We start from the raw sequence: 26,914 nt of genomic DNA on the forward strand, positions 1-26,914 counted from the left end.
GTTCCCCTTTAATTAAAACTACCCGTTAGCCAGCCATGAATCAAAAATTCACATAGAGAATGAAAGTATTCACGTTCTTTCACAGTAGTTCAACAACATTTTCACTTTCTATATTCTACTTTTAGTTGATGATTTTCGTCATAATGAGAAGCAGGATGGTATGGAATAGAAGGAATCTCAGAAATATTATGCAAACGTTTTTTATATTCCTCTAAGTAACGTTTTCTTTCTTCTTCATTATGTGAAGGCGTCCATGCAATGAATGGTTCAACAGGTTCTAAACCGGAAAAATAAAGCATGCCATGATTAATATGATAAAGTATCTTCTCATGCATATCCCCGTCCATTCCGTATGGCGTATAAGCATGTTTAGGAGAACCAGTTGTAGTAGACAACATCGCTTTTCTACCTTTAAGTCTACCCGTATCATATCTTTCATCTCTTGAATAAATAAATCCAGAAGCTAATACTCTATCAAACCACCCTTTCAAAATGGCAGGAACAGAATACCACCATAGTGGGAATTGGAAAATAACAAAGTCTGCCCAAAGAAGTTTTTCTTGTTCTTCTTGAATATCAGCCGAAAAATTGTTTGTCTTAGTTGCATGTTTTTGTTCTACTGCATATTTTAAAAACTCTTTATTTTCTCTCTGGATAAAGTCTTCAGCATCAGCAACAGCTTTGAAGTTCATAGCATATAAATCTGATACTTTGACTTGATGACCTAAAGAAGTTAATTCTGAAAACGCCAGATCCTTTAATGCTCCATTAAAAGACTTCGGTTCTGGGTGTGCGTAGATAATTAAAATATTCATTGCTTTATCTCCTTCAATACAGTTTGTTTTTTAAATGACGTATTTGCCATTAATACACCAGCCAGAATCAGCAAGGCACCTAAGTATCCTTGTCCCCCCATGTTTTCATTTAGAAAGATAAATGCAAATATTGCTGAAAAAACTGGTTCAAGAGAAAATAAAAATCCTGTACTTTCAGGTGTAGTATACTTTTGAGCAATTGGCTGCATCACAAAACCATAAGCAGAGCAAATAATGGCTAAACCAAGTATTGCGGACCACTGTATTACTCCGTTGGGTAATACAAGTACAGGCGTTTCTAATATGAAATTTCCTATGAGGGAAAAAAGAAATGCAAAGCCAAGCTGAAAAATTCCTAATTGAAATGCATCCACTTTTTGAACAAAATAGTTTGTAACTATTATGTGTATCCCATAAAGTAAAGCAGCTAACAAACATAAAATAGAACCCAATGAAAATGTAAAATCATCTTTAATAGTAAGTAGTGCTAAACCGATAGAAACAGTTATTACACCATAAATTACCTCTTTCCGTGGTAATTTTCTTGTAATTAGTGTTTGTAAAACAGGCACTAAAATTACAGTTGTGCTTGTTAAAAAACCTGCTGAAGAAGCAGATGTCGATTTCATTCCATACATAAGTGAAATGAAAATCCCGCATAATAATAATCCAACTATTGCGCTGTAGCCTAATAGTTTAGTATTTACACTTATTAATTTTTTATTAAATATGATAATCATAATCAGAAATGCAATCCCGAATCGTAAGGCTACTACTGTGAAGGGAGAAACTGTATCTGCAAGAAGTTTCATAAAAATATAAGATGTCCCCCAACCTATAGAGACTGTAGCCATTAGTAAATTAGCTTGTTTTTGTGTCATTTGTTTTTTATCCTTTCCTGTTTTAGTGGTAGAGCTATATGTTATCATTCAAATTTGCATTAGTTAAACGAATGTTTATAATGAAACTATTAGTAATTCTAATACAAGGAGCAATTTAATGAATGTATATCATGCTTTTATTAAAGTAATCGAAACAGGTAATTTTACCAAAGCCGCAGAAGAACTGGGTTACACCCAATCTGCAATTAGTCAAATGGTAAATTCATTAGAGAAAGAACTATCAACAACTCTTATCTTGCGATCACGAACTGGAATTACCCTTACACCGGATGGCGAAGAGTTTTTGCCGTATATTAGAAATATCAGCAATTCACATAGAGAATTGCAAGAGAAACAAAAAGAGATGAAAGGATTACAAAGTGGGCTTATTCGAATTGGAACATTTTCTAGTGTTGCATGTCACTGGCTACCAAGTTTGATAAGAAGTTTTAAGGAACAGTACCCAGCTGTTCATTTTGATATATACCAAGGGGAATATACAGTTATTTGTAATTGGATAAAAGAAGGATTTGTAGATTTTGGCTTTGTTAATCCAGATGCTGTGTCTAAATTAACAAGCATTCCATTGCTAGAAGATGAAATGCTTGTCGTATTGCCAGCAAATCATTGTTTAGCACCTAAAACCAAAATTTCATTGGAAGAAGTAATAGAAGAGCCTTACATACTTTTAAATGAGGGAGAAATAAATGAAGCATTAACCATTTTTGAACAAAATTCTCTTGAACCTAACATACAATACCGAGTTCATGACGATTATGCAATTATGTCTATGATTGAACAAGGTCTTGGTATATCAATTTTACCGGAACTTGTTTTAGATAGGTGTCCGTATAATATTGTAACAAAATCAATCTCTCCATCTGTTAAGCGCACAATAAGTATGGCTTATAAAGACAAAAGGGTATTACCTATAGCAAGTAGATATTTCATTGACTATCTCATTAAGAATTTTAAGGAAATAGGGTCCGAGTTAAAAAATAAGTGAAGAGGCATTCATAAAGAATGTCTTTTTACTATGCGAAAGGTTTAAACTAAGAGCAAAACAGCAGCCATCTTTCCCTAATCTATATGTGTTACCTTAAGTACCATTCTTTATAAAAGCCACTATACAATCTCACATTTCAATAAAATTTATTAAAAGAATGATAAAAAAAGTTAATTTACTATAGATCTTTTTATTTTCAAACTACGTTTTAATTACTTGAAACTCAAAGTCACTTCGGCTACTTTGGTAAAACGACCTGATGCTATAACTTAAATAATATTGTAATACTAATTCATACTACTATTATCTTTTGTATTAGGATTTCTAATGGATACATAATAAATATTTGTTTTACTTATATAAGTTCGAATGATATGATTTAGCCATTCTTAAAATAAATGTTGAAAGGAACGTGCCATGCTTGATGAGCTTGTATATATGCAAGATGAAATTGCCGATATTATTATGAAAGAAGTCGGTAAAGGATATAAAGTTGTGAAAAAAGAAGTTGTTCGTACAGCTGACTTCATTCGTTACACGATTGAAAAAGCTCTTCATATGCACGGAGAAAGCATGATGGGCGATAGCTTTCCTGGCGGAACGAAATCTAAACTTGCGATTATCCAACGCGCACCACTTGGTGTTGTATTAGCAATCTCACCATTTAACTATCCAGTAAACTTATCTGCTGCAAAAATTGCACCAGCGCTTATTATGGGTAATGATGTTATCTTCAAACCAGCAACTCAAGGCGCAATTAGCGGTATTAAAATGGTGGAAGCACTTCATAAAGCTGGGGGCGAGCTTGTTGCTTATTAAAAGCGCAAGTAGCTGAATTATCAGTTAAATCTCCAGAACAAGACAGCACAATCGTTCCATTAATCGACGATAAATCTGCGGACTTCGTTCAAAGATTAGTTGACGATGCTGTAGAAAAAGGTGCTACAATCGTTATCGGTAACAAACGTGAACGGATCAGGAGGTAGAAAAATGAATCATAAAACAAAACAGAAGCCTGTTATTATTGCATTATTAATTGCAACATTCTTAACAGCAATTGAAGGGACCATTGTAAGTACAGCAATGCCAAAAATTGTAGAAGATTTAGGGGGTAACCAATTATATACGTGGGTAATATCTGTCTATCTACTAGCGACAGTTATAAGTACACCTGTTTTTGGAAAGTTAGCAGACTTATATGGAAGAAAAATTATGTTTACAATTGGAGTGGTTATTTTCCTAAGTGGTTCGATGCTCTCTGGATTTTCACAAACAATGGGACAACTTGTAATATTTCGTATGATTCAAGGAATAGGAGCAGGGGCGTTAACGACAATCCCCTATACAATTATTGGAGATATTTTTGCATTTGAACAACGTGCAAAATTACAAGGATGGCTTAGCAGTGTTTGGGGAATTTCTGGTATTGTTGGTCCGCTTGCTGGTGGCTTTATAGTGGACAAGATATCTTGGCATTGGATTTTTTACATGAATCTTCCTTTTGGAATCATTCCTCTCATTCTTTTATGGATATCTTTGCATGAACATGTAGAAAAGAAAAAACACATAATCGATTACCCAGGTATTTTTACATTTACGGTAAGTATGACAGCTTTTTTATACGCATTAACTTTATGGAAAGAACAAAAACAAATCTCAAGTAGTATAGTATCTTTAATTGTTGTAGCATTCGTGGGAATTTGTTTATTTATTTGGATTGAAGCAAAAGGAAAAGAACCAATGCTGCCGCTTTCTTTATTTACTATTCGATCTATAACTATTTCAAACATCGCAGGATTTTTACTTGGTTTTATATTGGTAACAGTAACTTTTTATATCCCTTTATGGGTACAAGGAGTTAAAAACTTAAATGCTACCTATTCTGGTATTGCAATGTTACCAATGTCAATCACATGGCCAGTTGGAGCTATTTTATCTGGAAAATGGTTAGGCAAAACATCCATTGTTCGGATAGCAATTACAGGTCTTTCTATTATTATAATTGGATGTATCGGTTTAGTTTTATTTCATGCAAATACAGTGGTGCCATGGATAATGGTCGTAACAGGTATTTTGGGATTGGGTTTTGGGTTATCACTCACTGTATTTACAGTCGCTATCCAATCTTCAGTAGATTGGAACATGCGAGGAACAGCCATGGGATCATATAATTTAATGCGAAACTTAGGGCAAGCAATTGGAATTGCTGTATCTGGTTTATGGTTAAGTGAACAATTAAAAGGAGTTGCATTAGCTGTAAGTTTGCATACAATATTTTGTATGTTAGTGGTATTGGCACTATTTGCATTTATTACAGCAGGAATGTTACCTGGCAAAAAAGAAAAACATTTTTCTGTATGATAGATAAGTTATGACAGAAACTTAAGTTAATCTTGTATCTATATAACGAAAAAACGCTATTCTTTCTGTAGAATTACAGGAAAGGATGGCGTTTTTGATATTGTAGGTACCCCTTGAAATTTACGAATCGTTACATACTAACAATATATACGAGGTTGTTAACGAAAGAAAACAATATAAAAGAACTATGAAGACCCCCATCCCTATTTTCCTCATATTTCAACCCACTCTTTTATATATTCTAAATCTAACTACAAAGTGTAAATTTAGACCAATTGTAACGCGCGATTCCTTTTATAGCATACTAATATTTTCTAATAGTTATTCCATTAAATGGTCCGATTGCGGAATAGAGTAAATGGAAGTGGAAATGGCTGCAGATTCACAGGATGTTGAAGAGGTTTGTTCAAACTTTGCTAACTTGCAAGATTTTCCATTAGACTGTTCGTTTAGGACTAATCTGGCTTTTCACTTCTCCAATAATAATAGGTATGTTTTCAACCTTCTTACTAAATGTTTCTGATAATACGACATTAGCAATAATATTAATATCATCTATTTGTTCTTGGTTCTATTTAGCAACTAATGGCGATACTACTCCAATGAGTTACTTATTTTTTGGTACATCTTTAATTTCAATACTCTTCTTTATGATTTCTTTCATTCTAATAAATTATTATTCTTTAAGTCATTTTTTTAATAAAATAATAAACAAATACTTTATCCCAATAAACGAAAATGATTTTGAGAGTTTCGCTCAGTTATTTTCTGGAATTGTTATCGTATCCTTCTTCATCTTAAGCCTTATTTGTCTTTCCATCGTTTTTTTAGAAAACGCAAAGAAAGCAATTATTAAAAAAATAAAAAAATCCTTCATATCGAAGGATTTTTTATAATTTTCCCTTATTGAAAATGTATTCTGTATAATTAATATCAAATCTTTCAAGTTACTTCGCAATTGATCGATAAATAGACCGGCAGAAAAGTGTATATTACTTTTAAATGATAGATTAATTCTAAATTAAAAAAGAAGGCTGGACTTCAATACGTTTAATGTTATTTTTTATTAAGATTTGATATAATCTTTTAGAAATTATTATATTTTTACCTTGATAAGACGGTGGTTGACCAAACCAGTTTGATGTAAAACAAATATCTAATCCCTTCCATGAATCTTTTAAAAAATATAACGGTGTTTGACATAAAAATGTATGATAAAATCCGCAACTATTACATTTAACATCCTTTTCAACAATTGATGGCTCTACCACATCTCCAATACCTTCTTGTAATCTTAAATGATAAAAACCCTCTATAATATCATTAGAATCTAAGTCAAATATATTCGAAAATTGTATACCAGTTACACCTTCTCGAATAAATATATCTTTAAGCTTTTCAGATATTATTATTTCAGTATCACCCATATATGTGATACTTAGATCGTACTTTTTTATATTTAGATACTTTACTTGTAAATTATTGATTTGTAAAAATTGTACTTGTTCTTTACATTGTTCACAAACGTATCCTTCGTGATCTGGTGAATATGATTCCTTAGCATCAGAGCAAATATTCAAGTGTAATATTTCAGAATCTTCCCCTTCTTTCTTTGAAAACTTATACTCCCTTCGAAAAATGTTAAATCTAATCCCATTACTCACAAGAAAATTAATAAATTTGGAATATTCATTTGAATTTGTTTTAATTTTATAAGCAATGGCTTCTCCAACAATATCATCAAATGTAGTATAGACATAATATTTTTTAAATGTAATATCAGTTATATCAAACCTTTTTTCTATATGAATCCATTGAGTTTCTATCATACCTTTACTTCCTTTTAAGAAATCCCTATTTTTTAGTTTAAATAGGGATTTACCAATTTTTATTTATGTTTTAATTTCCCTTCAGTAAATCTAACTGCTTCTTCGAAGTCATCTAACAAAGCCCTGTATTTACGCTGTGAGTAAAACCTTCTCAATCCTTTAATTATTTTATCTCTACCATATTTTTTTATTATCATTTGTCCCGTGTATCCTCTTTTAGCTCCTAACCATCCATCTTCAAATTTTCGCATATCTGTATGCAATACTCGATGTGCACTATCGACCATTTTAGATAAAAGTTGCTTAGGATGACCGCTTAGGTACTTTGGAAAGGTATGATGTCCATGGGTTTTTACAACACTACTCTCTTCACTAAAACCAAATAATTCTTCACTAAGACTTTCTAGAGCTATTCCCTGTCCACCCAAGCATTTGCCCAGTCATCATAACCTTCGTGTTGTGCAGAATTTCCATCGAAATCAAAAAACATAACTGGGTTATTATTTGCATAATTATAACCATTCTGCGTCATTACATCAACTTTATCACCCATTTGAGGATCTAATGACAAAAATACTCCAATTTCAGGCTGATAATATCTTGCAATCAGATAATACATTTTAATTTCTTTATCATACATATAACCTGCATATCCAAATGTATTGTCAGCTGCTAAACCTTGTGCAGAAGATTCGCTCACATTTCCCCACGCATCATATGAATAAGTCGCCACAACTTGCTTTGTATCATCTGTTATAGCAATGACATCACCATGCGCGTTGTAATGATAATAAAATGTTTGTCCTTGCTCTTTCATCGCAAGACGTTGACCATTTGCAGAATAGATATATGAACGTAAAACTATACCGCTACCATCTGTTTCATATAAAACGTTAATGCTATCTCCATCATAGTAATACTTGGTTGTTAAGCCATCGACACTTTTTTCGATTCGACGACCTTTTTCATCGTATTTGTAAGTCGTAAATGGATCACTTTCGCCTTTTTTCGTGACGGATATTAATTGACCTGTAGGATTCCATCTATATGAATAGTTTCCATCTGAAATTCTGTTTCCGTCAGCGTCATATTCAATATCATCTTTTCCAAACTTCGTTAATTGATTTTCTGTATTAAAGTTGGCATTTGTTTCTGTAGTTTCTCCATCTTTTGTAACTGTTACATCCGTACGATTTCCAAATCCATCGTAACTATATTCCTTTTTCGTTCCATCTGGATATTCTTCTGATGTTAACTCATTTAAAGAATCATAGTTGTAAACAATCGATTGGCTGTTTGGTAAATTAATCTTCTTACGATTACCATTAGCATCGTACACATACGATTCATCTAAAAGAATCAATCCATTGTCTAATTGAATTCTCTCTGAATCGATTAAATTCCTATTCGTATATTGTATTGATGTACTCGTGTTATTTGAAGAATTAGTTGATCGCAAGTTACCTAATTCATCATAGTTAAATGTAAAGTTCTTACCTGAATTCGTAACTTAAATCGATAAGTAGAATTAGCCTGTAGAAGCCAATAAAAACTAAATGACCCGATAATCAATAGTAACTTTATGCAGGATTTTATACAAAAACAGAGAATACTAGGTGAACAAGACTTCTCCAAAATTCCTTGTACATCAACGATGTATAAAAATATGCATATGTTGAGAAAAAACAAAAAGGTCCACACTTGTGAATCAAGGGGTGGGCCTTTTTGTAACTTCCGTTAAGAATCTTTATGTAAACTAGATTTGTATATTATATACAAATCTTTTACTGATGAAATTAGAAAATATCGAAAAATTACAAAAGATCATTCAAATTTTTTTCGACGAAAATGTCGAAATTTTTATTAAAGGTTGATTGAATTTGTAAAACTGAATATTACGTCAATTTTAATTATAATTTAATAAAATATTAATTTAGAAAGGAAAATATAAAATGAAGAATAGGAAATGGAAATCTATAGTTACAACTGCATTATGTTTAGGATTAGTTTCAGGAGGTAGTACTACAGCTTTAGCTGCAGTTACAAAAGATATTAAAACCGATACATTGTCTTCGACTCAGACAGCAACAACAGCAAGTAACCCAATGACTTTATTCTTTTATTCTGATGATCCATCCTATTTAAATAGTACTTTATATACCTACTCCACTACTACTTCAGATGATTCTTTAACAGCTATACAGACTGCTCTAAATAACGGAAGTGTTCAGATACAAAATAAATCATATCAGCCAGGTACACCCTTGACTCCAACAGACTTATCTGCGGCAAGAGAAATAGCGTTTCCTATCAATATGGTTATAAATAATGAGTCATTACAAAATAGTTTAAATCAGGTTTTAAATGCTGGTAAAAGAGTATATCTTTATGGGAGTGATGGTATAACATTAAGTGAATATAAAGATTTATTACATTTAGATAATTTGAATGTATTTACGGAAGAACAGGGTGAGGTCGATTTAGCAAAAGATCCTTCTACTGAAAAAGAAGAAGTTAAAGATAACCCTGAACTAGAGACAGCACCTAACGAAGACAAATATAATGTCATTGGCTATACAAAAAATCCAAACCCTTTACAACTAATAACAAACACCATGACAAATGGATACACAGATGAGTATTTTGGAGAAGTTCCATCTTCACTTCAAATTGAAAATTTTTATCAAGAAGTGGTTGATAATGTTACTCAAAATAAAATCTTAGAGGATGAAATTGGACCAATGGCAGCAAATGTTGCAAGTTCGCCTATAAAATATAAACTAAGTTCATACATATCTGGTGTGTTAAGAGGAAAGGTTGTTTCTTGGTGGAAGCTTTATAAAGATACTGATGAAACTGAAAAAAATTATGATCATTTTTATGTAAGTGACTATACCCAATTATTAACTTATAATCAAGGTTATGCTGTATACTTAAAAACCGACCATGATATTCCATTAAGTCCAGATAGTATTGAAGACTGGGGACCTCATGATAGTGACGGTCCTAGCTACTCAATTAATTTGGGTTACCCATGGGGTGCAAGTTTAGGCTTTACAATGCCCACAAGCCCTAAAGTTGATGATATATCAAATAGTGATTTAGATTATGCTAGATGGGTAGTTACAGATTCTAACATGAGTGGCGACATTTTCAATCCAAAAACTGAGTGGAAATCAGCAGGTACATTTGCAACCATGGATATTAGACATTGGGCAAAATTTAAAACTGTTGTAGGTGGTAGATCTATTGTTTCAGATGAAGTTAGTCATAAAATAAATGTTGACTACGATTATTAAAATAACTTTGAGGAGTGGGGCAATAATGCCTCACTTTTTGCTTAAAGAGTTTAATATCCAATAATCAGATAAATAAAATACAAATGTTTAAGATTATTATATTATTATTTAATCCTTAAATTTAAATACAATAATGATAAGGAGAAGATAAGATGTTGAAAATATTTTATTGGTTTTTAGGAGTTTTAATAATAGCTGGTAGTATATTAAGTGGTTGCAATACACAAAAAGTAAATACGGAACCTGGCTATGATGTGTTCACACAAAAAACTTCAAAGCCCATTAAAGATAAGATTTATAAAATGGGAGAAACTGTAGAATTTGATAAGATACAAGTCACGATTGAAAAAGCTTATTTTACTAAACCCTCTATTAAAAAAAACAATTATAAAGGTGATGTTCTTACAGTAGAATTACAGGTATGGAGTAAACCGTATTCTAAAAATGTTCATATTGAACCAACTGATTTTGATCTATATGATTCAAAAGGTGAAAAAAAACAACATTACACTGGTTATATTAGACAAGAAATTAATGGTAATCTCTCTGGAGAAAAAAGTCCTGATAATGATGTACGCGGTGTCGAAGGGGCACTTTACTTCGAAACTTCTAAATCCGGTAAGTATGAACTGGTTTATAAACCATCATTTTCAAAGAAAGTTAAAGAAATTAAATTTTATCTAAGTCCTAATTAATTATTCTATTTTTAATTTAACTAAACCAGCTATAAAATCTCTTCAGTATTCTATTACAAGACGTTTATAAACAATAATTTGTTTAAGAGACCTTCTTTAGAGGGTCTCTTTTATTACCGATAAGATTTTTTATGTTAACTAAAAATTGGAAAGACTGTTCGCTCTAGTGTGGTTGCATCATTAATGGAAAATATTAGATTCATACACGAAATGAAGCAAACACAAATTGAAATGGTACTCAGCAACTTACAGAACCAATAACTGAAAAAGAAAGGTCGGCAATTTTTGAAATGAATCAGATAAATACGTGTTTAACCGTACGAAAATGAGCAGATTTCCATGCAGGATTTTATACAAAAAAAAGAGAATACTAGGTGGCCAAGACATGGTACAAAAAACTCTAATCATTAAAAATTAAAATTTTATAATCTAAAACTTATAAAATTTTAATTTTTTGTTTTACGTAAGCTTATGATGTGCATATGTATTAAAAGGAAATATTTTACTATTGAAATATTTATCTTACAAAAAAATTCATGTGCTGAATTGGAGGAATGTATAAATTTATGTTGAAAAAGATAATAATTATATCAACTGCTGCTTTAGCTTTTATGCATGTAACACCAGGTTTGAATGCTGTTGCTCAAGAAAAGAAAATGGAAGAGCTACTCCCCCAAAAAATAAACCAGGTCTTAGATAAAGAAACGATGGAACATATTAATACTTTCATGGAAGAACAAGAATTAACTTGGGAAGAAGTAGAAGCATTCCACTCTATTGCTGGGCAAAGTCTTACTTTAGAAAGTGATGGCCAATTCTCCTTTGATTCTGCAAAAGCTATAGAATTAGGTGCTACTTCTGAGCAAGCAGAAAATATGAAAATCGGATATGAATCTATGACTCCACAAGAAGTCGTAGTTCTTAAGGAAATAGAAAAAAATGAGTATCCACCAATAGATCCTTCTCCTACTCCTATGGTTGTTGTTATTGCTATTCCAGCCCTCATAGCAGCGCTCCTTGCTTTAGGGTATGCTTGGTTAGTAACACAAATATTAAATTTAGGTGCTTATGCAGCTTGTAAAAAATGGAAAGACAGCTCGTCAGCTCCTAAAATTTTCAAGACTTTTTGTAGTATGAAAGGATGGTAATTTGATTGAGTTATTTAGAAATAGCCATAATCGCAACAATAGTAGTGATAGGTTATGAATTACTAGAACTATTGATACTTATAATTTTAAAAAGAAATATTGAGAGTATAAGAAAAAGAAAAAAAGGAATTATATACCATTACACAAAGATGAAATTAGGTAATAAATTCGATACTTTGTAAGTAAACACAGGGGTTTATTTATAATTTATAAAGGAAATTAAAGAAAGCGATGAAACAAATACCTCACTATTATTAAATGTTTAATAGTAATTTGGTTCTTGTTTAGAGATCCTAATTTTATTTATTGTGTTAGTTGAGCATTCAGCAAAAAAGGAACTTCCCTTGAGAAAGTTCCTTTTTTTATTGCCGATAAGCGTACTTATGTATACTAGATATGTATATGTTATTCATAGAAAGAACTACAAAAACAGACTAGCCATGATTGGCTAGTCCTTAACTACATTTTTAAATTTGCTTCATTTAAATTCTCTAATTCAGGTAAAATAAATCGACCATCTTTTCTAATTAACACATCATCAAACCAAATTTCTCCGCCGCCAAATTCAGGTCGTTGAATACTGATAAGATCCCAGTGAATCGCTGATTTGTTTCCGTTATCAGCACCATCTAATGAATCACCAATTGCTAAATGGAAACTACCATTTATTTTTTCATCAAATAATGTATTATTCATCGGGTGTAAGATATATGGATTAAACGCTAACGCAAATTCTCCTATATATCTTGATCCTTCATCTGTATCAAGTATTTGATTGATACGCTCCGAATCGTTTGCATGTGCTTCAATGATTTTACCATTCTTGATTTTTAATGAGATATGATCGAACGAAAATCCTTGGTTCACAGATGCTGTATTAAACGTAACTATCCCGTTTACTGATTCTTTTACTGGAGCAGTATAGATTTCACCATCAGGAATGTTATCGATACCGTCACCTTTTAATACGCCAACACCTTTGATTGAAAAGCTAAGTTCCGTTCCATTTCCAATGATTTTTACCATATCCGTTTTTTCCATTAATGCTTTTAGTGGATCCATTGCTTTAGACATTTTTTTATAATCTAATGTACAAACATTATAGTAAAAATCTTCATAAGTTTCTGCGCTCATTTTGGCTTCTTGTGCAGCTGATGGATTCGGAATTCTAGTTGTAACCCATCTTGTTTTATAAACTGCTTCACTTTGCGCTTTACCGAAGATGGTTTGGTATAATTTCATTTTCTCAGAAGGTACGTCTGCTAATTCATACGCATTTCTTGGGCTTCTTAAATTAATATATACTTGCATCTTGCCTAGACGATAGCACTCCCAATCAGCGAACATTTTAAACTGTTCTTCTGAACCTGATAGAATCAATTGGCGTGTTACTGCCATATCACGCATTGAAACATGTGCATGACCACCAGCTTCTCCAACAGCTTTGATGATTGCTTGTACGACTAAACGATCAACCTCAGTGACACTTTGGATCAACACATGATCTCCAGGTTGAACTTTTGTAGAATGGTTAACTAAGACATCTGCTAATTTTGATATGCGACTATCCATTATAAAAACTCCCTATACTTTACATTCTATATGACTATTAATAAATCCGACGCTATTTGAAAGTTGGAGATAAAATGACATATCTTACTAAATTTCTACATTTACTTGTAAAACACCTTTTCAAATTGCTCACTTTGCGTTTTAAATTTATCCGTTTTGCTGCTTAAGTAAAACAGGTACTCTAATCGAAGATACTTTTTTATTGCCGATAAAGATCATTGTAGTAGATCCTTTTGATTATCATGTAAATGCGCAAACCCTTTTCTTTTTCTTACTTCATCAACTTCTAATGAATTGATCCATAACCGTTTGATTTGTTTGTTTTTAACACCTGTTAAATTCAAAATTGAATTGAAAATGTTTGCTCCTTCGCGGTTCGTTAGGGGTTGGTTCAGGTTTCTTTGTACTAATTTTATTGTGTGCTTATTTTAGTCTTTTGCTTAAAAGCTTCATTCCAAAAATTGAATTTATCATGACTATTCTAGGTGTAATCTATATGTTGTATTTGGCCGTAAAAATTATTACGAGTAAGAATGTTGGTAATCACAATGATGGAGACAAGAATAACAGTTTTTTAACAGGTATGCTTTTACAATTCATAAATCCGAAAGGTATTTTATATGGCATAACAACAATATCAACCTTTGTCCTTCCAAGTCACACTTCCAATATTAGCCTAATATTCTATTCATTCTTTCTAGCTTTTGTAGGTTTTTTAGGTACTTACTCTTGGGCTGTATTTGGTTCAATTTTCCGAAAGTTCTTATCAAAATATAATAATCAGTTTAATATTGTTATGGCTATTTTATTGATGTTTAGTGCAATTTCGATCCTTTTGGAATCAAGATGAGGGTGCTTTAGAAGGCAATCAAAAAGGTAGGAAAATTTCCTACCTTTTTCATTCATCATCTACTACAACGTGTTTTTTCTGAAACATATAATAAACAGGAAGTCCAATTAATGTTAAACCAATTCCCCAAAAAGCTAAAATAGTTTGTGTCATTAGTGTATTAACGACGATAAAGATTCCCCCAATTATAGCGATTGAGAGAACTAATGGTAAAAAAGGTACTCTATATGGCCTTTTTAGATCCGGTTCCCGTTTTCGTAAAATATAAACCGCAAAAAATGTTAGTGTATAGAAAATCCAAATGACAAATACTAACATGTCCGTCAATAAGTCAAATCCACCTATAAACATCATAAATATGGCAACAATTAAGATAAATAGACCAGCATTATATGGAATTCCAGTTTTAGATAATTTACCAAACCAACTACTAAAAGGAAGTTTTTGTTCTCTAGCCATTACATATGGAACCCTCATACCTGTCATTGTATAGCCATTAATTGTACCAAATACAGAAATTAAAATTCCTATCGAGACAAGTTTCCCTCCAAAATTACCGAATAAAACTTTCGAAACTTCAGTAGCAGGTGTAGCTGTACTAGCTAATTGCTCTGCGGTTAATACAAATAAAAAGGAAATGTTAATCAAAAGATACACTGCCATTACAGCAGCTAAACCAAATACAATTGCTTTTGGCAAATCATTTTTAGGATTTTTCATTTCTCCGGCTATATTTCCTACGAGTATCCAACCATCATATGCAAACATCGTAGCAAGCAAAGCTGAACCAAGTGCTGGCAAAAAACTTCGATCACTTCCGACCTCAACTGGAAAAAGCTGAAAAGTCACATTGCCTTCATGTAATAATCCAAATATGATTAAAATCGCCAGAGGTATAAGTTTACAAAAGGTAAAAAATGATTGAATACTACCAGCAGTTTTTGCTCCTAAGAAATTCATTAATGTGATAAAAATTGCAGTAACTACAGCAATCATCGTGACAATGAATTGATTAGAATTGGCAGGGACTCCAAAAATGGAAACTGCTTGTGTACCAAATATGATTGATAGTGCTGCAATATTGGCTGGAAAATAGATGATTGTTTGTGCCCACCCAAGCAAATAGGCAGTCAGATCACCATATGTGTGTTTTAAATAAGCAACCATTCCTCCTGTTTTTGGTATTGCTGCGGCAAGCTCAGCACCCGATAAACCAGCACAAATTGTAATGATGCCACCAATAATCCATGCTAATAAGCCTAAACTTGCAGATCCAGTCGCGCCATATACAGCAGTGGCTTTAAAGAAAACTCCACCACCAATTACAGTACCAATTACAGTAGTTAATGCTGCAATAAATCCCATTTCTCTTCTTAGTTTATTTTCCGACAATAGGATCACCCATTCTTCATCACTTTACTTCATTTCCAAAGAAATGTTCACAAACACTGGAGATTCTTTCTAGGTCAACATTTCCACCCGATATGATTGCGACTACTTTTTTATCTTTAATATATTTTGAAGCTTTACCTGATAAAATTACAGCAGTCGCTAAGGCTCCTGACCCTTCCACAACTGCTTTACCACGCTGTAGTAAATCCTTCATTGCTACTTCTATTTCTTCCTCACTTACAAGAATTATTTCGGTTACTAATTCTTTGACAATTTCATATGTTAATTTCCCTGGAACCTTAACAGAACAACCATCAGCTATTGTAGGAGCAGTATAGTTACTCACTATTTCTCCAGCGTCTACTGATGCTTTCATACCATGTACATTCTCTGCTTGAACGCCAAGAATGTCTATTGTAGGATTAAATGATTTCAAAGCAACTGCAATTCCTGAAATGAGTCCACCACCGCCAATTGGAACAATTATTGTATCCACATCCCAAAGATCATCTAAAATTTCAATACCAATAGTCCCTTGACCAGCCATAATGTAGATATCATCGTAAGGATGGATAAATGTTTCACCAGTTTCCTCTCGTACTTTAGCACAATAATCTTTCGCATCATCAAATGTATCACCGTACAAAATGATATTTGACCCGTACCCTTCTGTTGCTTCAACCTTTGCTTTTGGTGCAGTTGATGGCATGATGATTTTACTCTTAATATGCAATAGCTTTGACGATAATGCGACACCTTGTGCATGATTACCAGCTGAACATGCGATAATTCCTTTACTTCTTTCTTCCTCAGTAAGATGAGAAATTTTATTAAATGCACCACGAAATTTAAATGAGCCTGTTAATTGCATATTTTCAAGCTTTAAATAAACTTCTCCGTCCGACTTTGAAGTTAAATAAAATGATTTTACTAATGGTGTTTTTCGAACTTTCCCCTCTAAAAGTTCATATGCAATTTTAATATCTTTAATCGTTAAGGGTAATCCCTTATGGTCTAAATTATTCATCTTCTAACTTCCTTTTTTATCAGCATTTTTATTTACATTCTTGATACATGATAAGTTTGTGTCAAAGTACTAAACAAAATACCAAAAACAGGGATTAGGAAACAGAAGGTAAAATAAAAAGAAGGAGACATCTGTCTCCTTCTTTTTTAATTAAGCTTGAGTTACGTTTAACTTTGCAGCTAATTTATTTAACATATCTTCAGACATACGATCTAAATCAAATTTTGGATCGAAGCCCCACTCTTCTTTTGCAGCAGAGCTGTCAATTGAATTTGGCCATGAATTTGCAATTCCTTGACGAATAGGGTCAATGTCGAAATCTAATGTAAATTCAGGGATGAATTTACGAATTGATGCCGCTATTTGAGTAGGTTCAAATGACATCGCTGAGATATTAAATGCATTACGATGTTTAAGTTTTGATGGATCTGCTTCCATTAACTTAATAATTGCATCAATCGCATCAGGCATATACATCATATCCATATATGTTCCTTCACCAATAAATGAAGTATATTTCTTATTTTTTAATGCTTCGTAATAAATATCAACAGCATAATCAGTAGTACCTCCACCTGGTACTGTATCATAAGAGATTAAGCCAGGGAAACGTACACCACGAGTATCTACGCCAAATTTTTCAAAATAATAATCACATAATAATTCACCAGCAACTTTTGTAACACCATACATTGTAGTTGGACGTTGGATTGTATCTTGTGGTGTATTGTCTTTTGGTGTTGCTGGTCCAAATGCACCAATTGAACTTGGAGTAAAGAATTTTAAGCTTAATTCTCTCGCTACTTCAAGAGCATTCACTAATCCACCCATATTTAAGTCCCAAGCTAATGTAGGTTTTGCTTCAGCAACTGCTGATAATAGAGCAGCTAAGTGAATGAAAGTATCAATGTCATACTTTTTAGCGATCTCTAACATTTTTTCTTTATCCATTACATCTAGAATTTCAAAATGACCAGTTTCTAAAATTGGACTTCCTTCAAGACGGCGAATATCTGTCGCAACAACATTTTCAATACCGTATTCATTTCTAAGACGCATAGTTAATTCTGAACCGATTTGTCCAAAACAACCAGTAATTAATATTTTCTTCATTCCTTAGTCCACCTTATAGTAATAAAATATCGAAATTAATTTTTAAAATTATTTAATAACGTTTAATTCGCGACCAACTTTTTCATAAATAGCTAAAACTTCATCTAGCATTTCTTTAGTATGCGCAGCTGTTGGCATATTACGAATACGACCAGTTCCAAGTGGTACTGTTGGGAATACGATTGATTTCGCATAAACTCCCTCTTCGTATAAACGTTTTGAAAATTCTTGTGTAAGATTTTCGTCACCGATAATACATGGTGTAATTGGTGTTTCAGACTCACCAATATTAAATCCAAGTTTTGATAAACCAGCTTTTAAATAATCTCCATTTTCCCAAAGCTTTTCGATTTTTTCCGGTTCTTCAGACATAATACGAATTGCTTCAATACATGCAGCAGCACTTGCTGGTGTTAAAGAAGTTGAGAATAAGAAAGGACGTGCACGGACTTTTAACCAATCGATTAATTGTTGTGAACCAGCTACATATCCGCCTACAACTCCAACAGCTTTAGAAAGTGTCCCAATTTGGAAATCAATTTTATCTGATAATCCGAAATGCTTAACTGTTCCAGCCCCTTTACCCATAACGCCAGAACCATGAGCATCATCGATATATGTAATTAAGCCGAATTCTTCAGCAATTTTTACGATATCAGGAATATTTGCTACATCTCCATCCATTGAGAAAACACCATCTGCAATGTACATAACTTTCTCATATAAACCACAAGTTGTAGCTTCTTTTGCTTTTTCACGTAAATCATCCATATCTTGGTGTTTTACTCGAATAATTTTTGCCCCAGAAAGTCTGCAACCATCGATAATTGAAGCATGGTTTAATTCATCAGATAGAATTGCATCTTTCTTTGTCATTACTGCTGAAATAGCACCCATATTACAGTTAAAACCAGATTGGAATGCAATAGCAGCCTCTGTATGTTTAAATTCAGCAATCGCTTTTTCAAGTTGATCGTGGATATCCATCGTACCATTAATCGTACGTACCGCTCCTGCACCAACACCATATTTTTCAGTCGCTTCAAAAGCAGCTTGTTTTAAACGAGGATGAGTCGCTAAACCAAGATAGTTGTTTGAAGATAAATTTATAAATTGTTTACCACTAATTTGAATAGTAGCTTCGTTAGAACCTTCTAAAGAGTTAATCTCATTATAGAGCCCTTTCTCTTTTAACTCAGCTAATTGTGGAGTTAAAAATGCTTCTAATGTCTTGCTTGACATAAATACCAGCTCCTTAATTAAGTTTATTTATCTAAAAGGAGTAAGCCCCCATTTTATATCTATTATTTATTATTAAATAAATATAAAAAATTATCGTTTTATTATTTTCCATTTTTGTAAGAGAAAATTTTTTATGTATTGATTACAATATACTTATTTTGAGGCTTTCCGAATTCAATTATAAATCGGTTACATTGCATTAGGAATACTTTTATTCAAAATTTATTCGAAAAAGGTTGAATTTAATTTATTATAAAAATTCATATAATTCTAATATTATTCAATTTGTTTTTTTAGTAAAACATCTGGTGGTTAAAAATGGGTAAGAGGAGTAGTATGTGGATTTAAGTTTGAGGTGCAAATAAATGATGAAATGCTGCAATAAACAGTGAACTGCAATTAAATCTTATAGAATCGCAAATAAAATAATAAATTACCCATACTGGTAATGGTATTTTGACTTAAAATATGAGTAGTTAAATACCTTTCAAATGGAAAATAAGCAAATATGCTCTCATTGTTACTTAATCCAATTAGAAATTACTTTTTTTCTCTAAAAAAGAGCGATTTATAAACTAAAAGAGGGCACATATATGTCAATTAAAACGACATATATGCACCCCCCATAAAGTATAAATTATTTTTTCACAAATCCATTTAGGCTCTTATTTGTGTGCCAACGCCTTGTCTGACTTTCTTTTCAATCATTAAATAACGTGATAATCCAAATGTTACGATTAAAGAAACTATAACAGGAATTGAACCCATCCATGTAATAGAACGGATGGACAATTGACTGACTGCAAGCCCTCCAATTGCTGCACCAAATGCAAAGCCTAATTGCATCATTGACTGATTTAATCCTAATAAAACATCGGAAGATTTTGGAGAAATTGTTGCTAAGTTAAATTGTTGTGTCGCACCAGATGACCAACCAGAAAATGACCATAATGTAAGGATAATAATCACTGTATTAATTGAACTAGAGATGAGAGATAATAATAAGATCGATAAAATATTAAGTACTAATCCACGTTTTAAAGTAAGCGAAATTCCCCACTTGTCTGCACTGAATCCTCCGAATTTAGATCCAATTAGACTCGCTATTCCAAGTATTAATAAAGCAAAACTTAAAACGTGATCGCTCATCTTTGTAGTTTGAATAAGATACGGTGATAAATAAGTAAATATGATTCCATACCCGCTCATTAAGAAAAAAGTAATAGATAAAGCTAATGCAATTTTTGGTTGTTTAATTAATGCGATTTGCTGCAATAATGGAATCGGTTGATCACCATGGGTTTGTGGAATTGTTTTAACGATAATTGCTAAAGCGATTAACACCAATATGGCAACTCCAAGAAAAACGAATCTCCAATCATAGGCAGCTGCTATAAATCTTCCAATCGGGACCCCTATAATCAATGAAGCAGTAAATCCCATGACAACAGTGGCAATTGAACTTGCCTTTTTATCTGCTGGAGCAATCTTTGCAGCCAAGCTAAGTACCGTAACAACAGTAACGCCTGCACTTAACGCCATTATAATTCGTGCAACCATAAACAAACCGTAACCAGGTGCAATTACTGCTAATAAATTACCTAAAATAAATACGCTTAAAGAAAATAGAAGTAACTTTCGGCGTTCCATTTTAGCTAATACGGCCATTAAAATCGGTGTACCGATCGCATAGATCAATGAATACACCGTAATTAGTTGCCCTGCAGCTTCAATCGAAATCCCTAATTCATCGGCCATTTTGTCTAAGATTCCAGAAATAACATATTGTGAAGTACCAACTAAAAAACTAATCATTGCTAAAATATAAATTTTCCCTTTATTCGTCATAAATTAATTCCTCTCACATAATTTTATATTTCTACAAATACCGAAATATTAATCTTTAGAAAAGGAAGCTACTTGATTAGCTTCCTTTCACTATTTGTTCAAAATCAAGTCTTAGATTAGAACGTTTAAATGTTTTTTAACGTCATATTCTTCAATTGCTTCACCATTTTTCAAACGATGTATAAGATCTGGATTCGAAATTAGAGGACGCCCGAACGCAGCAACATCAATTGTTCCTTCAACGATCGCTTTTTCTGCCATTTCAGGATTTAACGTTCCTACCCCAACAATAATGCCATCCCAGTACTTTCTTACAAGCTGATGCATCGTTTTACCATCTGCAAGTATACGATCAAATTGCATAATTGAAGGGTGCAATAAAGTTGCGCCAACTTCTTTGAATGCTTCAATAAATGTACGAATTGCGTAATCTGGATCCTCCCACATATAGCCCGGAATATCAGCTTTATGAGCAGAAAATCGAATCATCGTTCTTTCAGTACCAATTGCTTCGATTACTGCTTTTATTACTTCCTTCATGAAAGTTAATCGTTGTGGAAGATCACCACCGTATTGATCTGTACGATGATTTGTAACATCTGAATTAAATTGATCAATTAAATAACCATGTGCAGCATGAATTTCAACTCCATCAAAACCAGCTTCAATCGCATTTTTAGCTGCTTGAGCATATTGATTGGTTGCTTCTCTAATATCCTGAATAGTCATTTCTTCAGGCATATCATACGGCTTACGAAAACGAGAAACTAATCCTTCTGCAGGAATCGCTGAAGGTGCTTGAGGTGGCATATTCCCAGCAAGCTCGTGATGAGATAATCGTCCTACATGCCATATTTGAGAAATCATTGTGCCCCCCTCTTTATGTACGGCATCAGTTACTTTTTTCCAAGCTTTAATTTGATCCTCAGAATAAATACCTGGAATACCTGGGTAACCTTTTCCACGTGCACTAATGACTGTTCCTTCAGAAATAATCAAACCTACGCCATCTGCAGCTCGTTTACGATAATATTCCACTATATCTTCTCCAACTACACCTGTTTGATCATCTGCAAAACTTCTTGTTAATGGAGCCATTGCAGTACGACTACGTAAATTCCAAGCACCTATTTTTACTGGCTCAAAAAGTTTACTTTCTAAACCCTTTTCTAATTTTCCCCAACTAGTTTCTTCGTTGCTTACTAAACTCATATTCAATTCCCCCTTTTATTATTCGGTATTTCTATAAATACTGAAATATAAAGTAAAAATTTACCGCTTTATTTTTAAAGTAAAGCGGGTGCATATTTTTCCAAGACTTCTCGTTGTAAACTATAGTATCTGAAGGTTCCTTCTTTGCGAACTGTTAGCAAGCCGCAATCAAGTAATGGTTTTAAATGATGTGTCAATGTAGAATTGGCCGATACCTTTATTTGATTTTTCATTTCTAAACAAGCTAATTCAGATTGCTTAGCAAGTACTTTAACAATTTGTAAACGGGTGGATTCACCTAATGCCTTATAAATCTTTACTGCAATATCATCGTTCACCACTTTAACCTCCTCTCAAAGACCAGCGCTTATTTCAGTATTTCTAGAAATATTGTATTTTAACTAATTTATGTTGTCAAGAGACATGATTCATAAATTCAAGAAAAAAATTTGGCTAATTGCAGAGCAATGAATTGTTAATATTTTTGCAAAAAAAACAAAAACCCACAAGGAATTAATTACCTTGTAAGTTTTTGCACTAAAATACTTGATGAGATCAACCCGTTAGTCTAAATGAGTAGATTAAATAAAGTTGGGTTATTGTTTATTTCCATAAATTGAATTTCATGACAATTCATTCGTTCAATCAATGCATTATAATCGGATTTATTGGCCAATTCAATCCCCACTAGTGCTGGCCCATTGTCCTTATTGTTTTTCTTTGTGTATTCAAATCTCGTTATGTCATCATTTGGTCCTAATACTTTATCAAGAAATTCACGTAATGCGCCAGATCGTTGTGGGAAGTTGATGATGAAATAATGTTTTAGACCTTCATGAATTAAAGATCTTTCTTTTATTTCTTGAAGTCGGTCTATATCATTATTTCCACCAGATACGATACAAACGACATTCTTACCTTTTATTTCATCTTTATATAATTCTAAAGCTGATACAGACATAGCTCCTGCGGGCTCTGCAATTATTGCATTTTTATTATAAAGCTCTAAAATAGTTGTACAAATCTCGCCTTCTGGAATAGCGACAACTTGGTCAAGCACATCTCTACAGATTTCATATGTTAAATAACCTACTTGGCCAACCGCTGCTCCATCAACAAATTTCTCAATAAAAGGTAAGGTTACAACTCTACCATTTGCAATCGATTCGGCCATTGAGGCAGCACCCATCGGCTCTACTCCGATCACCTTAGTTGTAGGACTAATTCCTTTTATGTATGTTCCAACTCCAGAGCTTAATCCACCCCCGCCGATTGCTACGAATAGATAATCTACTGGACGGTCAATTTCATTTAATATTTCAACTGCTACTGTGCCTTGCCCTGCAATTACATCAGGATCATCAAATGGATGAATAAATGTCATTTGATTTTCATTGCAATAAGCTTGCGCATTTTGATGAGCAATATCAAAGGTGTCACCAATTAAGATAACTTCAACAAATGGTCCACCAAAAAATTTCACCTGAGATACTTTTTGATTCGGTGTTGTTGATGGCATAAATATTTTCGCATACACCTGCAATTGATTACATGTATACGCTACGCCTTGAGCATGATTGCCTGCACTTGCACAAACAACCCCTTTTTGTCTATCTTCATAAGACAAGTTGCTAATTTTGTAATATGCTCCTCTAAGCTTAAATGAGCGGATTATTTGTAAATCCTCTCGCTTTAAAAATACGTTACAATCATATTTTTCACTAAGCATTGTACTAATCTGCAAAGGTGTTTTATTCGTAACTTCTTTTAACGTATTATAGGCAACTAAAATATCCTCAATCTTAACAGTACTTTTTACTTTCTCCATATAACTACCTACCCTTTGCATTTTTTTATATAAATTCCATTATAGTAAAAGTTAACTAATTAATAAACAGAAAATTCAATTTTCTAATGAAAGTTTTATGTCATTTTACTTGATTGAAATAAAATATGCCTAAAATTGTAACTTCCAATCTAATTGGCAGTAATACACTAGTTATCATTTTCAGTAGGATATGCTATCATTTTCATATTAAATAAATAGATATTAGGTGATTTATAAAATGGAAAATCAATCTTTATTATTAATCGATGGCTTTAACTTATTAAGTAGAGGTTATTTTGCAACTTCTTATGGTAGAAGTGATGAACAACTTTCAAAGACGAAAGATGGCGTATATATAAATGCATTAAGAGTATTTATTCCAAAGCTTTTTAACTTAATTAAAGAGCATGACATTACCCACCTCGCAATTACTTGGGATGTTAAACGTGAAGAAACTGATCGTCGAAATAAATATGATTTTTATAAAGCTACTCGTGGAGAACTACCAACGCCACTTATCGAACAATTTTTCACTTTAAAAACAGCATTAGAAGAAATCGGCATTGCTCAACTAGAAATGGCACCGTATGAAGCAGATGATTTAATGGGAACTTTATCAAATAATTGGTCTAATTCAGTTAAAAATAAATGCTATATTTATAGTAATGATCGAGACTTATTACAATTAATAAACGAGCATACATCTCAAATCATTGCTCAAAAAACTGGTGAAATTGTATACTCCCTAGAGCACTTCAGTAATGATTATGGGATCCATCCGAAACAATGGGTTGATGTAAAAGCTTTATTAGGTGATTCTAGTGATAATATACCTGGTTGCCCTGGAGTAGGAGAAAAATCGGCTATTCCATTAATTCAACTTTATAACTCAGTTGAAGAATTGTACGAAAATATGGAAAATCTTGATTCTAAATTTAATCGCTACAAAAAGAAATTAGAAGCTGGGAAGGACTCTACTTTTATTAGTAAAGAGCTTTCTGCAATAACAATTGATATACCCCATTTTGCTGAATATACATTTGAAGATTTAAAAATTAATATTGATGAAGATAAATTATCACTTAAGCTCGAGGAATTAGAAATTCGTGTGAAGAGATAAAAGTCAGTAAATATGCTGGTCGGGAAACCCTTGTTATCAAAGAATAAACATTAACTTCAAAAAATAAAATATGCCTTGAAAATTTTTAAATAAAAGAACACTACAGTTTTTGAATAACTAAGTAGTGTTCTTTTTTATTTGACTCTGTTAAATTTAAATGTTGAATTTTGAACTAAAAAATGTTGTCTAATTAAATAACATTAGGAACTCTAATATGACAAGCTAATCCCTATAATTGCCCCTAATGCCGCTAACAATTTGGATAAAAAATAATCCATTTTGCCTTGAAATACTAAATATCTTGAATAACTCATAGTCATTTCTCCAGATATAGGCAATAATAATAGTTCAAATATTTACTAAGAATATCAATAGATAGCTATGTGACTTATTAGTGTAATTAGAAATAAAGCCGTTTTAATACACCTTTCCTAAAAGATTTTCTAACAAAGTTGCTTAAATTGCACTTAAATATTTCTTTTTGGTTTATTCATTAAAAAAATTTAACAAATTCTGTATTGTAGAATAACGACATAAATGTTTAAATTATACTAGTCATTTTTATCTTAAATATTCTGAATCAAATTAAAGTCCATACAAAAATCTCAAAAGGAGCTCTTACTAAGCAAATGGAAGAAACCCGTAAAAAAATCAGAAAAACAAAAAGAAAGCCTCTTAAAATATTGCTTGTGATCGTTCTAATTCTTATAGCATTTATTGGATATAAGGGAATAAAAACATACTATAAATTACAGAATGCTACTCAGGGTGAAGCTATTCACTCAAGTATGCGTAAACAAGAAATAAAGAATACCCAACCGTTTTCCATTTTATTTCTTGGAATTGAAAACTACGCAACAAAGGGTGCAGGTGGTAGAACTGATACCATCATTTTAGCAACTGTTAATCCCAAAGATAAAACAATACAAAAAATGAGCATTCCTCGTGATACGTACGTGGAAATTCCAGATCAAAATAGAAAATCTAAAATTAATGGTGCATATAACAGTGGTCTTCAATCAACTGTAAATACAGTAGAAAACTTTTTACATGTCCCAATTGACTATTATGTTACTGTAGACTTTGGTGGTTTTAAAAATATTGTTGATGAGATTGGTGGAATTGATGTTGATGTTCCATTTGATTTTTGGCAATATACTGATACTAAACCACGTTATAAGGTTTACTTTAAAAAAGGAAAACAACATCTAAATGGTACAGAAGCTTTAGCCTATGCTCGAATGAGAAAGCGCGATCCACGTGGTGACTTTGGACGTGAAGAACGTCAACAACAAGCTATGCTAGCAATTATCGATAAATTAAAGTCTCCCGAAACATTATTTAAAATAGATAATTATGCAAGTGTATTTAGTAAAAATGTCAAAACAAATATGAGCTTATCTCAAGGATTATATTTATTTAATGATATGAAGGGTGCTAATCCTACTAAAAACATCACAACATTAAAATTGGACGGAAAAGATGATTATATAAACAAGATTTACTATTATATGCCTGATCAAACTAGCGTAAATAATATAACAAGTAGTTTGAGAAATCATCTTGAGCTTGATAAATTACCATCTAATTCAATTGAATCAAAATAAGTGCATGTATCATTAATTTTAAAAAAAGAGATAAATGAGTAAGCATACTCATTTATCTCTTTTCTTTTT

The 26,914-nt window shown here is 32.4% G+C and carries 21 protein-coding genes and 2 pseudogenes; 9 read left to right on the forward strand and 14 right to left on the reverse strand.

Going from position 1 to position 26,914, the window contains the following annotated elements; translation table 11 throughout:
- Nucleotides 1–101: 101 nt before the first annotated feature.
- Both AN960_RS09820 and AN960_RS09825 read right to left on the reverse strand, forming a co-directional pair.
- Entirely contained in the window at nucleotides 102–815 is a 714-nt protein-coding gene (locus AN960_RS09820; protein ID WP_082459462.1) for an NAD(P)H-dependent oxidoreductase, read from the reverse strand.
- Nucleotides 812–1,696, reverse strand: a complete 885-nt coding sequence (locus AN960_RS09825) for a DMT family transporter (protein WP_056470343.1) — start codon at nucleotides 1,694–1,696, stop codon at nucleotides 812–814. Before AN960_RS09825 ends, AN960_RS09820 begins: the two co-directional genes overlap by 4 nt.
- A gap of 118 nt (nucleotides 1,697–1,814) precedes the next feature.
- On the opposite strand from AN960_RS09825, the gene AN960_RS09830 reads away from it, so the two are divergent.
- The 3 genes and pseudogenes from AN960_RS09830 to AN960_RS09840 all read left to right on the forward strand — a co-directional run bounded on the left by AN960_RS09830 (nucleotide 1,815) and on the right by AN960_RS09840 (nucleotide 5,063).
- Nucleotides 1,815–2,702 (forward strand): LysR family transcriptional regulator, encoded by an 888-nt coding sequence (locus AN960_RS09830; protein WP_056470346.1) that lies wholly within the window; start codon nucleotides 1,815–1,817, stop codon nucleotides 2,700–2,702.
- 423 nt (nucleotides 2,703–3,125) lie between these two features.
- Nucleotides 3,126–3,676: pseudogene (locus AN960_RS09835) on the forward strand (aldehyde dehydrogenase family protein); the annotation flags it as partial.
- A gap of 16 nt (nucleotides 3,677–3,692) precedes the next feature.
- Complete coding sequence (locus AN960_RS09840; RefSeq protein WP_056470352.1) at nucleotides 3,693–5,063, forward strand: MDR family MFS transporter; 1,371 nt, start codon at nucleotides 3,693–3,695, stop codon at nucleotides 5,061–5,063.
- Nucleotides 5,064–6,079: 1,016 nt separating this feature from the next.
- Here the strand turns inward: AN960_RS09840 and AN960_RS09845 are convergent.
- The 3 genes and pseudogenes from AN960_RS09845 to AN960_RS09855 all read right to left on the reverse strand — a co-directional run.
- Nucleotides 6,080–6,892: a hypothetical protein gene (locus tag AN960_RS09845; RefSeq protein ID WP_056470356.1), complete on the reverse strand. Its 813-nt coding sequence runs from the start codon at nucleotides 6,890–6,892 to the stop codon at nucleotides 6,080–6,082.
- A gap of 59 nt (nucleotides 6,893–6,951) precedes the next feature.
- On the reverse strand, nucleotides 6,952–7,320 hold the full coding sequence (locus AN960_RS09850; RefSeq protein ID WP_056470359.1) for a hypothetical protein: 369 nt from the start codon (nucleotides 7,318–7,320) through the stop codon (nucleotides 6,952–6,954).
- Nucleotides 7,302–8,372, reverse strand: a pseudogene (locus tag AN960_RS09855) (RHS repeat domain-containing protein); the annotation flags it as partial. The gene AN960_RS09850 and the pseudogene AN960_RS09855, both read right to left, overlap by 19 nt.
- A 472-nt stretch (nucleotides 8,373–8,844) precedes the next feature.
- Between AN960_RS09855 and AN960_RS09860 the strand changes: the two are divergent.
- The 3 genes from AN960_RS09860 (at nucleotide 8,845) to AN960_RS09870 (ending at nucleotide 12,034) form a co-directional block, all read left to right on the forward strand.
- On the forward strand, nucleotides 8,845–10,191 hold the full coding sequence (locus AN960_RS09860) for a hypothetical protein (RefSeq protein WP_056470364.1): 1,347 nt from the start codon (nucleotides 8,845–8,847) through the stop codon (nucleotides 10,189–10,191).
- A gap of 152 nt (nucleotides 10,192–10,343) precedes the next feature.
- Nucleotides 10,344–10,886, forward strand: a complete 543-nt coding sequence (locus AN960_RS09865; protein ID WP_056470366.1) for a DUF4352 domain-containing protein — start codon at nucleotides 10,344–10,346, stop codon at nucleotides 10,884–10,886.
- A 554-nt stretch (nucleotides 10,887–11,440) separates the two neighbouring features.
- Complete coding sequence (locus AN960_RS09870) at nucleotides 11,441–12,034, forward strand: hypothetical protein (protein WP_156339660.1); 594 nt, start codon at nucleotides 11,441–11,443, stop codon at nucleotides 12,032–12,034.
- 459 nt (nucleotides 12,035–12,493) lie between these two features.
- Here AN960_RS09870 and AN960_RS09875 read toward each other — a convergent pair whose 3' ends face one another.
- Nucleotides 12,494–13,606, reverse strand: coding sequence for an aminopeptidase (locus AN960_RS09875; RefSeq protein WP_056470373.1), 1,113 nt, complete (start codon nucleotides 13,604–13,606; stop codon nucleotides 12,494–12,496).
- A 415-nt stretch (nucleotides 13,607–14,021) separates the two neighbouring features.
- Between AN960_RS09875 and AN960_RS09880 the strand changes: the two genes are divergently transcribed.
- Nucleotides 14,022–14,456, forward strand: coding sequence for a LysE family transporter (locus AN960_RS09880; RefSeq protein WP_353611581.1), 435 nt, complete (start codon nucleotides 14,022–14,024; stop codon nucleotides 14,454–14,456).
- A gap of 48 nt (nucleotides 14,457–14,504) precedes the next feature.
- Here AN960_RS09880 and AN960_RS09885 read toward each other — a convergent pair whose 3' ends face one another.
- The 8 genes from AN960_RS09885 to ilvA all read right to left on the reverse strand — a co-directional run bounded on the left by AN960_RS09885 (nucleotide 14,505) and on the right by ilvA (nucleotide 24,118).
- Nucleotides 14,505–15,821: an APC family permease gene (locus AN960_RS09885; RefSeq protein WP_390312879.1), complete on the reverse strand. Its 1,317-nt coding sequence runs from the start codon at nucleotides 15,819–15,821 to the stop codon at nucleotides 14,505–14,507.
- Between the two features lie 46 nt (nucleotides 15,822–15,867).
- Nucleotides 15,868–16,875, reverse strand: coding sequence for a bifunctional threonine ammonia-lyase/L-serine ammonia-lyase TdcB (tdcB, locus tag AN960_RS09890; RefSeq protein WP_056470378.1), 1,008 nt, complete (start codon nucleotides 16,873–16,875; stop codon nucleotides 15,868–15,870).
- Between the two features lie 150 nt (nucleotides 16,876–17,025).
- Complete coding sequence (locus AN960_RS09895) at nucleotides 17,026–17,988, reverse strand: L-threonine 3-dehydrogenase (RefSeq protein WP_056470381.1); 963 nt, start codon at nucleotides 17,986–17,988, stop codon at nucleotides 17,026–17,028.
- 48 nt (nucleotides 17,989–18,036) lie between these two features.
- Nucleotides 18,037–19,230: a glycine C-acetyltransferase gene (locus AN960_RS09900; RefSeq protein WP_056470383.1), complete on the reverse strand. Its 1,194-nt coding sequence runs from the start codon at nucleotides 19,228–19,230 to the stop codon at nucleotides 18,037–18,039.
- 657 nt (nucleotides 19,231–19,887) lie between these two features.
- Complete coding sequence (locus AN960_RS09905; RefSeq protein WP_056470386.1) at nucleotides 19,888–21,078, reverse strand: MFS transporter; 1,191 nt, start codon at nucleotides 21,076–21,078, stop codon at nucleotides 19,888–19,890.
- Nucleotides 21,079–21,189: 111 nt separating this feature from the next.
- Complete coding sequence (locus AN960_RS09910) at nucleotides 21,190–22,290, reverse strand: alkene reductase (RefSeq protein WP_056470389.1); 1,101 nt, start codon at nucleotides 22,288–22,290, stop codon at nucleotides 21,190–21,192.
- A 74-nt stretch (nucleotides 22,291–22,364) separates the two neighbouring features.
- A complete protein-coding gene (locus tag AN960_RS09915) occupies nucleotides 22,365–22,628 on the reverse strand; it encodes an ArsR/SmtB family transcription factor (RefSeq protein ID WP_082459465.1) in 264 nt (87 codons plus the stop codon).
- Between the two features lie 230 nt (nucleotides 22,629–22,858).
- Nucleotides 22,859–24,118 (reverse strand): threonine ammonia-lyase IlvA, encoded by a 1,260-nt coding sequence (gene ilvA, locus AN960_RS09920; RefSeq protein WP_056470396.1) that lies wholly within the window; start codon nucleotides 24,116–24,118, stop codon nucleotides 22,859–22,861.
- 238 nt (nucleotides 24,119–24,356) lie between these two features.
- Between ilvA and AN960_RS09925 the strand changes: the two genes are divergently transcribed.
- Complete coding sequence (locus AN960_RS09925; protein ID WP_056470398.1) at nucleotides 24,357–25,238, forward strand: 5'-3' exonuclease; 882 nt, start codon at nucleotides 24,357–24,359, stop codon at nucleotides 25,236–25,238.
- Nucleotides 25,239–25,867: 629 nt separating this feature from the next.
- Nucleotides 25,868–26,845: an LCP family protein gene (locus tag AN960_RS09930; protein WP_082459466.1), complete on the forward strand. Its 978-nt coding sequence runs from the start codon at nucleotides 25,868–25,870 to the stop codon at nucleotides 26,843–26,845.
- Nucleotides 26,846–26,914: the final 69 nt, after the last annotated feature.

It is taken from the genome of Bacillus sp. FJAT-25509, assembly GCF_001420605.1.
In the GTDB taxonomy this organism is placed as follows: Bacteria; Bacillota; Bacilli; order Bacillales; family Bacillaceae_G; genus Gottfriedia.

Excerpts from the sequence above, each read along its gene's own strand:
- AN960_RS09830 (WP_056470346.1), top strand. The coding sequence starts at position 1,815 with ATGAATGTATATCATGCTTTTATTAAAGTAATCGAAACAGGTAATTTT.
- AN960_RS09865 (WP_056470366.1), top strand. The coding sequence starts at position 10,344 with ATGTTGAAAATATTTTATTGGTTTTTAGGAGTTTTAATAATAGCTGGT.
- tdcB (WP_056470378.1), bottom strand. The coding sequence starts at position 16,875 with ATGAATAATTTAGACCATAAGGGATTACCCTTAACGATTAAAGATATT.
- AN960_RS09905 (WP_056470386.1), bottom strand. The coding sequence starts at position 21,078 with ATGACGAATAAAGGGAAAATTTATATTTTAGCAATGATTAGTTTTTTA.
- AN960_RS09840 (WP_056470352.1), top strand. The coding sequence starts at position 3,693 with ATGAATCATAAAACAAAACAGAAGCCTGTTATTATTGCATTATTAATT.
- AN960_RS09845 (WP_056470356.1), bottom strand. The coding sequence starts at position 6,892 with ATGATAGAAACTCAATGGATTCATATAGAAAAAAGGTTTGATATAACT.
- AN960_RS09895 (WP_056470381.1), bottom strand. The coding sequence starts at position 17,988 with ATGAAGAAAATATTAATTACTGGTTGTTTTGGACAAATCGGTTCAGAA.
- AN960_RS09860 (WP_056470364.1), top strand. The coding sequence starts at position 8,845 with ATGAAGAATAGGAAATGGAAATCTATAGTTACAACTGCATTATGTTTA.
- AN960_RS09900 (WP_056470383.1), bottom strand. The coding sequence starts at position 19,230 with ATGTCAAGCAAGACATTAGAAGCATTTTTAACTCCACAATTAGCTGAG.
- AN960_RS09825 (WP_056470343.1), bottom strand. The coding sequence starts at position 1,696 with ATGACACAAAAACAAGCTAATTTACTAATGGCTACAGTCTCTATAGGT.
- AN960_RS09930 (WP_082459466.1), top strand. The coding sequence starts at position 25,868 with ATGGAAGAAACCCGTAAAAAAATCAGAAAAACAAAAAGAAAGCCTCTT.
- AN960_RS09875 (WP_056470373.1), bottom strand. The coding sequence starts at position 13,606 with ATGGATAGTCGCATATCAAAATTAGCAGATGTCTTAGTTAACCATTCT.
- AN960_RS09870 (WP_156339660.1), top strand. The coding sequence starts at position 11,441 with ATGTATAAATTTATGTTGAAAAAGATAATAATTATATCAACTGCTGCT.
- AN960_RS09885 (WP_390312879.1), bottom strand. The coding sequence starts at position 15,821 with ATGGGATTTATTGCAGCATTAACTACTGTAATTGGTACTGTAATTGGT.
- AN960_RS09820 (WP_082459462.1), bottom strand. The coding sequence starts at position 815 with ATGAATATTTTAATTATCTACGCACACCCAGAACCGAAGTCTTTTAAT.
- ilvA (WP_056470396.1), bottom strand. The coding sequence starts at position 24,118 with ATGGAGAAAGTAAAAAGTACTGTTAAGATTGAGGATATTTTAGTTGCC.
- AN960_RS09910 (WP_056470389.1), bottom strand. The coding sequence starts at position 22,290 with ATGAGTTTAGTAAGCAACGAAGAAACTAGTTGGGGAAAATTAGAAAAG.
- AN960_RS09925 (WP_056470398.1), top strand. The coding sequence starts at position 24,357 with ATGGAAAATCAATCTTTATTATTAATCGATGGCTTTAACTTATTAAGT.